The sequence below is a fragment of the Kitasatospora sp. NPDC088742 genome, from assembly GCF_055584905.1.
Genome location: NZ_JBVJLD010000010.1, coordinates 88309 through 98042, shown reverse-complemented (window position 1 = coordinate 98042; position 9734 = coordinate 88309). Strand labels below are relative to the sequence as shown.

Annotated in this window: 5 protein-coding genes; 1 reads left to right on the top strand and 4 read right to left on the bottom strand. The window is 71.5% G+C overall.

The genetic code is table 11. The annotated features are described in order from the left end of the window. From ACZ6ZR_RS11360 to ACZ6ZR_RS11345, 4 genes are all read right to left on the bottom strand, one after another. A partial coding sequence (locus tag ACZ6ZR_RS11360; RefSeq protein ID WP_465641723.1) for a SpaA isopeptide-forming pilin-related protein occupies positions 1-3605 on the bottom strand: 3605 nt, incomplete at its 3' end. Between the two features lie 208 nt (positions 3606-3813). Beyond that, positions 3814-5259 (bottom strand): glyceraldehyde-3-phosphate dehydrogenase, encoded by a 1446-nt coding sequence (locus tag ACZ6ZR_RS11355; protein ID WP_465641721.1) that lies wholly within the window; start codon positions 5257-5259, stop codon positions 3814-3816. A gap of 176 nt (positions 5260-5435) precedes the next feature. Continuing rightward, on the bottom strand, positions 5436-5816 hold the full coding sequence (locus tag ACZ6ZR_RS11350) for a hypothetical protein (RefSeq protein WP_465641719.1): 381 nt from the start codon (positions 5814-5816) through the stop codon (positions 5436-5438). A gap of 134 nt (positions 5817-5950) precedes the next feature. Beyond that, entirely contained in the window at positions 5951-6988 is a 1038-nt protein-coding gene (locus tag ACZ6ZR_RS11345; RefSeq protein ID WP_465641717.1) for a BadF/BadG/BcrA/BcrD ATPase family protein, read from the bottom strand. A gap of 344 nt (positions 6989-7332) precedes the next feature. Here ACZ6ZR_RS11345 and ACZ6ZR_RS11340 point away from each other — a divergent pair, with 344 nt between their 5' ends. After that, positions 7333-9564, top strand: a complete 2232-nt coding sequence (locus ACZ6ZR_RS11340; protein WP_465641715.1) for a trypsin-like serine protease — start codon at positions 7333-7335, stop codon at positions 9562-9564. Positions 9565-9734: the final 170 nt, after the last annotated feature.

Below are 9734 nucleotides of genomic sequence, written 5' to 3'. Positions count from 1 at the left end.
GTGGTGGTGCACTGGCCGTTGGCGGGGGTGGTGCAGACGGTGCCGACCTTGGTGTCGGCGTCGGTCTGGAGGCTCGCCACGGAGTTGGTCTCGCGCCAGAGCTGGAACTGTGCGCCCGCCAGCACCTGGCCCTTGGGGTCGGTCTTGGTCACCGTGACGCTGCCCTGCACGGGCTGGTCGACGGCGGTCGCGGTGACGCCGGCGGTGTAGTTCGCGGAGGTCAACACCAGCGGCCCGAAGACCGGCTGGGCGGGCAGCAGGTAACCGTTCGGGGCCTGGGTCTCCTGCCAGTAGTAGGTGCCGAGGCCGACGGTGGCGGTGCACTGGCCGTTGGCGGGGGTGGTGCAGGGGGTGCCGACCTTGGTGTCGGTGTCGGTCTGGAGGCCCGCCACCCCGTTGGTGTCCTGCCAGAGCTGGAACTGCGCCCCGGCGAGCACGGTGCCCTTGGGGTCGGTCTTGGTGACCGTCACCTTGCCGGTCATCGGCTGGTCGACGGCGGTGACGGTGACGCCCGCCTGATAGGTGGTCAGGTCGAGCACCAGGGGGCCGAAGACGGCGGGGGAGGGGAGGAGGAAGCCGTCGGGGGCCTGGGTCTCCTGCCAGTAGTAGGTGCCGAGTTCGACGGTGGTGGTGCACTGGCCGTTGGCGGGGGTGGTGCAGACGGTGCCCACGCGGGTGTCGGTGTCGGTCTGGAGGCCCGCCACGTTGTTGGTCTCGCGCCAGAGCTGGAACTGCGCGCCCGCCAGCACCTGTCCGGCCGGGTCGGTCTTGGTGACCGTCACGGCGCCGGTGAGGGGCTGGTCGATCGCGACCGTGGTGACGCCGGCCTGGTAGTTGGCGGTGGTCAGGACCGCCGGACCGAAGATGCTGGGGGTCGGGAGCGAGTAGCCGTTCGGGGCCTGGGTCTCCTGCCAGTAGTAGGTGCCGAGGCCGACGGTGGCGGTGCACTGGCCGTTGGCGGGGGTGGTGCAGGGGGTGCCGACCTTGGTGTCGGTGTCGGTCTGGAGGCCCGCCACCCCGTTGGTGTCCTGCCAGAGCTGGAAGACGGCGCCCGGCAGGACCTTGCCGCTCGGGTCGGTCTTGGTCACCGTCAGCACGCCGGTCATCGGCTGGTCGACGGCGGTGACGGTGACGCCCGCCTGGTAGTTGGCCATCGTCAGGACCAGCGGCCCGAAGACGGGCTGAGCCGGCATCAGGTAGCCGGGCGGTGCCTGGGTCTCCTGCCAGTAGTACGTGCCGAGCCCGACGGTGGCGGTGCACTGGCCGTTGGCCGGGGTGGTGCAGGGGGCGCCGATCTTGGTGTCCAGGGTGGTGCCGGTGGTCTGCAGCCCGGTCGTGCCGTTGGACTCCTTCCAGAGTTGGAAGACCGCGCCCGGGAGCACCTTGCCCGTCGGGTCGGTCTTGGTGACCGTGACGGCGCCCTCCGGCTGGTTGAAGCCGAAGTCGTAGGTGTGGTTGTTCTGGCCGGGGCCGCCGGTGGTGACGGAGTACTCGGGGTACGTGCCGCCGGGCGGGACGCGGCCGTCGCTGTCGATGAAGTCGTTGGTGCCGGCGTCGGCCTGGGTCGGCACCCACTGGAACAGCGGGCCGCCGGAGGCGTAGTCGGAGGGCAGGTCGACCTTGACGGTGTACCGGGTGTTCGGCTTGAGGCCGCTCGCGACGTTGGAGTTGTCGAAGTAGTACTCGCCGCGCGCGGTGGTCTTCATGGTGGCGACGACCGCGCCGGTGGAGTCGTACAGCCGGACGGTGGCGCCGACCACCGGGGCCTCGGTCGGGTCCTGGATGCCGTTCTTGTTGACGTCGTACCAGACCCGGTTGCCGATCTGGAGCGGTGCCTCGTCGCACATCACCTCGATGTCGGCCATCGAGCCGCCCTTGCCGAAGGTGGTCGTCAGCCGGTTGCCGTGGGTGGCGTCGCGCGGGCTCTCCGAGCCGTCGCGGTTGGCGAAGGCGGTGCCGCCGCTGAAGATGGTGCCGGTCGGGTCGACGGCCGAGCTCGCGATGGTGCTCTCCACCTTGGAGAGCGCGTTGCCCGCGAAGAAGCCGTTGCCGTGCTCCCAGTAGGTGCGGTTGTAGTAGTAGTTCTCGCCGCGGCCGGTCTTGCCGCAGCCGCCGTTCTCGGCCATCACGAAGGTGGTGCCGGACAGGCAGGCCCGGCTGAGCGAGCCGCCGGAGGCCGGTTGGTAGAGGCCGCTGCCGGGGGCGATGTGCTGCAGGTGGCCGAGCTGGTCGGTCAGGCGGTCACGGAAGCCCAGGATCAGCGAGCCGTCGGTGTCCACGATGATGTCGGCCAGCATCGGCTCGGGGTTGGCGTAGTACCCGGCCGCACAGTCCTTGCCCTCCTGCTGGCTGGGGATCTGGTCGTTCCACGGGTACCAGGAGGCGCCCTTGCAGTTGGGCGAGGACTCGAAGGAGATCGGGCGCGAGTAGTCCAGCTTCTGGTCCATCACCACGGAGCCGAAGGTGCCCGCCACCGGGTCGAAGGTGCGCACGATCGCGCGCATGTCCGACTCCGACTGGGTGGACTCGCCGGAGCAGACGCCGCCGACGTAGACCACGCCGTCCTGGATGCCGAGGCCGTACGGACGCCAGTCGCCGGCGGCCGGGCAGGCGGTGGTCGGCTGAGGGATCGGGTAGACGGCCTTGGGCTTGGCGGCGGTCTTGGCGGTCGCGTCGTAGCGGTAGAGCTGACGGTCCGCCAGGTTCACCACGTAGAGGTCCTGGCCGTCCTCGGAGACCTCGACGTCGCCGAGCGACTCCTTGGCGACCGCCGGGGTGAAGCCGACGTCGGTGCTGGTCTTGAAGTCGTGCCCGGTGCTCCCCGCGCTGGGCACGGTGGTGAAGAGCGAGGTGGTGCCGGTGCTCCGGTCGGTCAGGTAGATCGCGCCCTGGCCGCTGGGCCCGTAGGCGGAGCCGCGGTGGGCGGTGGCCCCGCTGAAGATCCACTTCTTCTGCTTGCTGTACCCGATGCCGTACAGCGCGCCGGTGTCCGCCTTGGTGGCCAGGTCGGTGGTGTCCTTGTCCACCCCCCGCGAGTTGTACGGGAACTGCACCAGGGTCCGCATCGTGCCGGCGTCGGCGGTCGGGTTGTCGTTGCGGAGGCAGGCCGTCACGAGGGGGGCGTTGGTCTGGCAGTAGTCGCCCGGGTTCCAGAACGCGGTGGTGTACGAGACGGTCTTGCCGCCGGAGAGGTCGACGAACTCCTCGGTGCTGCTCAGCTTGTTCGGCGCCCCGGCCAGGCCGGTGCGGTCGGCGAAGGCCGAGTACAGGACGCCCGGCTTGGGGTTGATCACCTGGACCCGGTACTTGCCGCCGGTCAGCGTGCTGGTGCCCGCGTTCAGGGTGACCTGGCCGTTGGCGCCGGTGGTGCCGCTGATGGTGGTCCCGGCGTCGTCCGTCAGGTTGACCGTCACCCCGGACATCCCGGGCTCCAGCACGCTGTCGTACGCACCGTTCCCGTTCACCTCGCGGACCACCCGGACGGTGACCGAGCCGTCCCCGGCGGCGGCCTCGGCGCCGGGCACCCAGCCGCCCAGGTAGCCGGCGCAGAGGGAGAGGACGGTGAGAGCTGCGGCTCTCCTGGGCGGGCGGCGTAGAGCGGGCACCGGCGGTACCTGGGCCTTTCTCCGGACGTGACAGTTCTCCGGAGAATGTCCTAAGAAATGAGGCCCCTACTTTCTGAAACGCCGTCAAACCGTATTGTCGGAGCCGCGTTTTCATCCTCTTGGACGATCAGCGGTTGCGCGAACGGCCGAGGCCGCCCCCACCTGGTGGCGGGGGCGGCCTCGGTCAGCCGTGGAGCCGGACGGTGCGTCAGACGGTCGGGGCCGGGAAGGTCGGGTACTCGACGCCCGAGACGTGCTGGACGACCCGCACGACCTGGCAGGAGTAGCCGAACTCGTTGTCGTACCACAGGTAGAGGATGGCGTTGTCGCCGTCCACCTTGAGCGCGCCCGCGTCCACGATCGAGGCGTGGCGGGAGCCGATGAAGTCGTTCGACACCGCGTCGGGGGCGTTGGTGAAGTCGATCTGACGGCGCAGCGGCGAGGTCAGCGACACCTCGCGCAGGTGGTCCAGGACCTCCTCGCGGCTGGTCTCGCGGGCCAGCTGCAGGTTCAGGATCGCGATCGAGACGTCCGGCACGGGGACGCGGATCGAGGAGCCGCTGATCTTCGCCTTGAGGTCCGGCAGGGCCTTGGCGACGGCGGACGCGGCACCGGTCTCGGTGATCACCATGTTCAGCGCGGCGGCGCGGCCACGGCGGTCCGAGGAGTGGTAGTTGTCCAGCAGGTTCTGGTCGTTGGTGTACGAGTGGACGGTCTCCACGTGGCCGCGGAGCACGCCGTACTCGTCCGCCATCGCCTTCAGCGGCGGGACGATCGCGTTGGTGGTGCAGGACGCGCAGGAGATGATCTGCTCGTCCGGCTTGATGGTGTCGTGGTTGACACCGTGCACGATGTTCGGCACGTCGCCCTTGCCCGGGGCGGTCAGCACGACCTTGGCGATGCCGGGGCGGAGGTGCTTCGACAGGCCCTCGCGGTCCCGCCAGATGCCGGTGTTGTCGACCAGGATGGCGTCGTTGATGCCGTACTCGGTGTAGTCGACCGTGGTCGGGTCGTTCGAGTAGATGACCTTGATCGCGGTGCCGTTGGCGATGATCGTGTCGGTCGCCTCGTCCACCGTGATGGTGCCGTTGAACTGACCGTGGATCGAGTCGCGGCGCAGCAGCGAGGCGCGCTTGACGAGGTCGTCGCCCTTGCCCTTGCGGACCACGATGGCCCGCAGGCGCAGGCCGTTGCCCGAGCCGGCCTTCTCGACCAGCAGACGGGCCAGCAGGCGGCCGATCCGGCCGAAGCCGTAGAGCACGACGTCGCGGGACTCGCGGCGCTCCAGCTTGTTGGGGCCGACCGCACCGGCCACCGCCTCAGCCGTGAACTCCTCGACCGTCAGGCCGCGGGTGTCGTTCTTGTAGGTGGCCGCGAGGATCCCGAGGTCGATCTGGGACGGGCCGAGGTCGAGCGAGGTGAGCGCGTGCAGGAAGGGCAGCGTCTCGGTGACCGAGAGCTCCTCGCCGGCGATCTGGCGGGCGAACCGGTGGGTCTTGAGGATGGAGACCACCGACTTGTTCACCAGGGAGCGGCTGTGCAGCAGGACGTTGACGTCCTTCTCCCGGTGCAGTCGGCCGATGATCGGAATCATCGACTCCGCGATCTCCTCGCGGTTGTTCCAGTTCGTGAGCACGTCGTCGTTGACAGTCACAAGTCCATCTTTCGAGGGTAGGGCCTTGCCCCCATGCTAACTTCGACCCGTTTCGATCTTGCGGCCGGACCGCCTCTGACCAGGCACGGAGCCCTGGAGGGGTGACGGACTTCACGGTCGGCACCCTCGTTCACCGTCACCTCGGCCCCCCTTGGCGACGCCGGACCGGCGAAGGTTCAGGAACGAACGGCCTGGGTCACGCCGGTCAGGACGGCGGTCGAGGCCAGGCTGCCGATCGCGACCATCCCGACGCCGATCACGAAGAGCCCGTCACCGCCCGACCAGTCGATCCAGGCTGCGGTGGCCAGGCCGCCCGAGATGCCGACCACCCCCGCCGCCGGGTACTGCCGCAGGGCCGCCCACAGCACGGCCGGCAGCAGCGTCAGCACCAGCCCGATGACCTGCCAGGCCTGGTACGGGCCGGAGACCGAGCCGTCCGGGAGCTCGTCGTACTGCTGGTCCCAGCCCAGCCAGGCGGCCCAGGCCCCGCCGGCGTACAGGGCGAGGAGGAGGACGGGAAGAACGGCGGCGGCGGGCTTCGGGAGTCTGCGGGTCATGAGCACAGCCTCCCGGTCGGGGCTGGGGCGGAACAGAGTAGGAGTACTCAACTTCCGGCTGGGTGAGGGGCGTCCGGTCGTGCGGTGCCGGGTGCCGGGTGCCGGGCCGAGGGGCGGATGTGGGGGCTGGGGCGTCAGAGGGTGTGGACGTCCAGGAGCGGTGGGCTGACCGGCCAGGGCAGGTCCGCCGCCGGTGCCACCGCGGCGGCCGCCAGGCGGAGGGCGCCGAGCAGGGGCGGTCCGTCGGGCTCGTGCGGGCGGATGTCCGGGGGGAGGGCGGCGAGGGTCGCGGCGCGCAGGGCTCCGAGGTTGAACAGGCCGCCGGTGAGGGCGAGGTGGGGCCGGTGCAGACCCGTGGCGGCGGCCGTGGCGGTGGCCGCGATCTCCTCGCCGGCCCGGCGGATCAGGCCGGCGGAGACCGGGCAGCCCTGGTCGGCGGCGGTGGCCACGTCCGGTGCGAAGGCGGCCAGCAGGCCGGCGCGGTCGGCCCGGGTCTGCAGGGCGGCGGGGAACCCGGCGGCCGGGCCGTAGCGCTCCTGAGCCAGTGTCAGGAGGGCGGGGGAGCCGCCGGCCCGGCCGTCCTGGGCGCGCAGTGCCGCCTCCAGGCCGGCCCGGCCGAGCCAGGCGCCGCCACCGCAGTCGCCGAGCAGCTGGCCCCAGCCGTCGGCGCGCCGCCAGACGGCGGTGGGGTGCGGGAGCGCGCGGTCCGTGGCTTCGGCGGCTGACCCGGCTTCGGCCACCGGGTGGAGGCCGAGGGCGACGACGCCGGTGCCGGCGGCGACCACCACGCCGGGGCGGGGGCCGAGGGCGCCGACGTAGGCGGTGACGGCGTCGCTGGCCAGGACCAGGCGGCGGGCGCCGGTGGCGCGGGCCAGGGGTGCGGGCAGTTCGGCGGCCAACTGCCGTCCCAGCAGGGCCATTCCGGTCGCGCCGACCGCCACCGCCGCCACCCGGGTGGCGGGCGGGAGCAGGTCGGCGAGGGCGGGGAGCAGCCGTTCGAGCAGGGCGGTGGCGTCCTGGCCGTCGGCGGTGACCCGGGCGGGGGAGGGGATCCGGGCGGTACGGAGGGTGGAGTCGGGGCGGTCGGCGGGGGCGAGGGCGAGGCGGATGCCGGTGCCGCCGACGTCGATGCCGAGGACCGCTTCGGGCGTGCTGGCCGGTCCGTGGTCCACGCGTTCGCTCCCGTCCGTATTGGGGTGCCCCACATTCTGGCACTGACGTGCGTCGGGTCCCGCGTGCCCGTCAAACGTGACATGTGTCACGCCAAGTGGTGACGGTACGTCAGATTGTGTGTGGATACAGGTGGGCTATTTGTGGACAAGTGGGGCGCCATGCTGACGTTCGGTCAGATCGCCCTTCGGGGCCGGGGGCGCGGTCGTGGCGGCCATGATCGGTGACGAGTAGCGTCCGCAGGGCTTTTCTGTCACTTGCCGGGGGACGAGTGCTCCCTCGGCCTGCCTTCTTTGGAGCAATCGTGCGTGTGGGGCGAAGGCTGATATGGCCGCTGGTCGCGGCGATGACCGTACCCGTGGTGGTCGGGTCGGTGCCGGCCACGGCGGCGGGCGTGGTGCCGCCGACCGTGGTGGAGGACTACAGCTACCCGGGGGCGGCCCAGATCCTGGCCGAGCGCGGGATCACCCTGAAGGCGGGCGACGGGAACTTCCTGCTCGCCGACTGCGCCTCGGGTACGGACCTGGTCCACCTGCTCAGCCGGGCGATCTCGCCCAGTGAGGTCTGCTTCAAGATCAACGGCCGCGAGGGCCGGCTGGTCATGGAGATCCCGCGGGTCTACCAGATCAAGGCCGACGACCACGTCATCAAGGCGACGCTCAGCGCCGACGGCACCACCAGGGTGGTCGACCTCCAGAAGAACTTCTGGAACCCGGTCGGCGAGGGCAGCTCGGGCTCGGAGAGCGTGCTGCTGGAGCTGAACGCGACCGAGGGCAGCGGCCCGGTCGGCATCGGCGGCCCGATCAGCGCCCAGCCGGCCGTCACCGCCGTGCGGGTCGGCAAGCCCGGCGCGGACGGCTCCCGGCTGTGCACCGGCACGGTGGTGGACCCGCAGTGGGTGCTGACCGCCAAGAGCTGCTTCGCCGATGCCCCCGACACCTCGATCGAGGTGGCGGCCGGTGCGCCCAAGGTGAAGACCACCGTCTCGATCGACCGGATCGACGTCGCCTCCCCGCTGGTCCAGGAGGTGGAGGTCAGCGAGCTGGTCCCGCGTGCCGACCGCGACCTGGTGCTGCTGAAGCTGGCCAAGGCCGTCACCGGCGTCCTGCCGCTCACCGTCGCCGCCACCGCGCCGACCACCGGTGAGGTGCTGAAGACGGCCGGCTACGGCCGCACCAAGGACCGCTGGCTGGTGGGCGAGATGCACACCGGCCAGTTCACGGTGAACTCCGCCACCGCGACCACGCTCGCGGCCAGCAGCGTGAACGGCTCCACCGTCTGCCGCGGCGACGCGGGCGGTCCGGTGCTGCGCGAGAGCAACGGCACGGTGCAGATCGTGGCCGTCAACACCGGCTCCTGGCAGGGTGGTTGCCTCGGCGTCACGGAGACCCGCACGGGTGTCACGCAGACCCGGGTCGACGACCTGGTCTCCTGGCTCCAGCAGCTCGGTGTCCAGTACGCCGCCTCCGGCTACACCCCGGTCACCGCCACCCGCGTGCTGGACACCCGGGTCACCGGCGGCCGCACCTGGGACGTCGAGGCCGCCACCGGCGGCGCCGTCAAGGAGCTCAAGCTCGGCCCGGCCGGCACCAGCCCGCTGAAGCTGCCGGCCGGCACCACCGCCGCCGTCCTGAACATCACCGTGGTCAACCCCACGGGTGCGGGCTTCGTCGCCGTCCGGCCGACCGCCTCCGGCCGCCCGGCCGGCTCCTCGGTCAACTTCACCGCCGGGCAGATCGTGCCGAACCTGGTCACCGCCCCCGTCGACGTCGACGGCACCGTCCACCTGTGGGCGAACACCAACGGCCTCGACGTCCTGGTCGACGTCCTCGGCTACTACAGCCCCCAGTCCACCGGCAAGTTCACCGCCCGGACCCCCGCGCGGCTGATCGACACCCGTAACCCGGCCGCGACGATCGGCGCTTACTCCACGTTGGACGTCCAGGTGGGCGGCCTGAACGGCGTGCCGGCCAACGCCACCGCCGTGGTGCTCAACCTGACCGTCACCAACCCCAGCGCCGGCGGCAACCTGACGGCCTTCCCGGCCGGCACCACCCGGCCCGCCGTCTCGAACCTCAACTACTCGGCCGGCCAGACCATTTCGAACCAGGTCATCGTCCCGGTCGGGGCCAACGGCAAGGTCTCCTTCTACAGCCACGGTGCGAGCACCGACCTGATCGTGGACTTCGTCGGCGACTACAGCCCGAACGGCGCCGGCTTCTACCGGCCGATCGCCCCGCTGCGGGTGCTGGACACCCGCCTGAACGGCGGCGCGCCGCTCACCTACGGCCAGGTGGCCGGCATCAAGGGCACCCCGCCCGGTGCCAAGGCCTCGGTGCTCAACGTGACGGCCATCTTCCCGGAGGGCCCGGGCTTCTTCACCCTGGCCCCGAGCGGTGCCGCCCGCCCGGCCACCAGCAACATCAACTTCTGGGCGGGGGCGCTGCTCTCGGCCCAGGCCATGGTCTCCAACGGCGACGCGTTCCCGGTGAGCCAGAACGACATCGCCCTGCACGTCAGCAGTGGCAAGGTGCACGCGGTGGCCGATCTCTCCGGCTACTTCACCGCCACCAAGTGACGGACTGACAACCACCGGTGGTGGGGGGGGGGCCCCGCCCCCCCCCCCCCCCCCCGGGGGCCCCCCCCCCCCCCCGCGGGGGGGCCCCCCCCCCCCCCCGGGGCGGCCCCCCCCCGCCCCTTGCTGAGCACGGTCGGTTAGGTTCGGACACCATGAGCACCACCACCTGG

Coding starts and splice junctions, on each gene's coding strand:
- ACZ6ZR_RS11350 (WP_465641719.1), bottom strand. CDS start 5,816: ATGACCCGCAGACTCCCGAAGCCCGCCGCCGCCGTTCTTCCCGTCCTC.
- ACZ6ZR_RS11340 (WP_465641715.1), top strand. CDS start 7,333: ATGACCGTACCCGTGGTGGTCGGGTCGGTGCCGGCCACGGCGGCGGGC.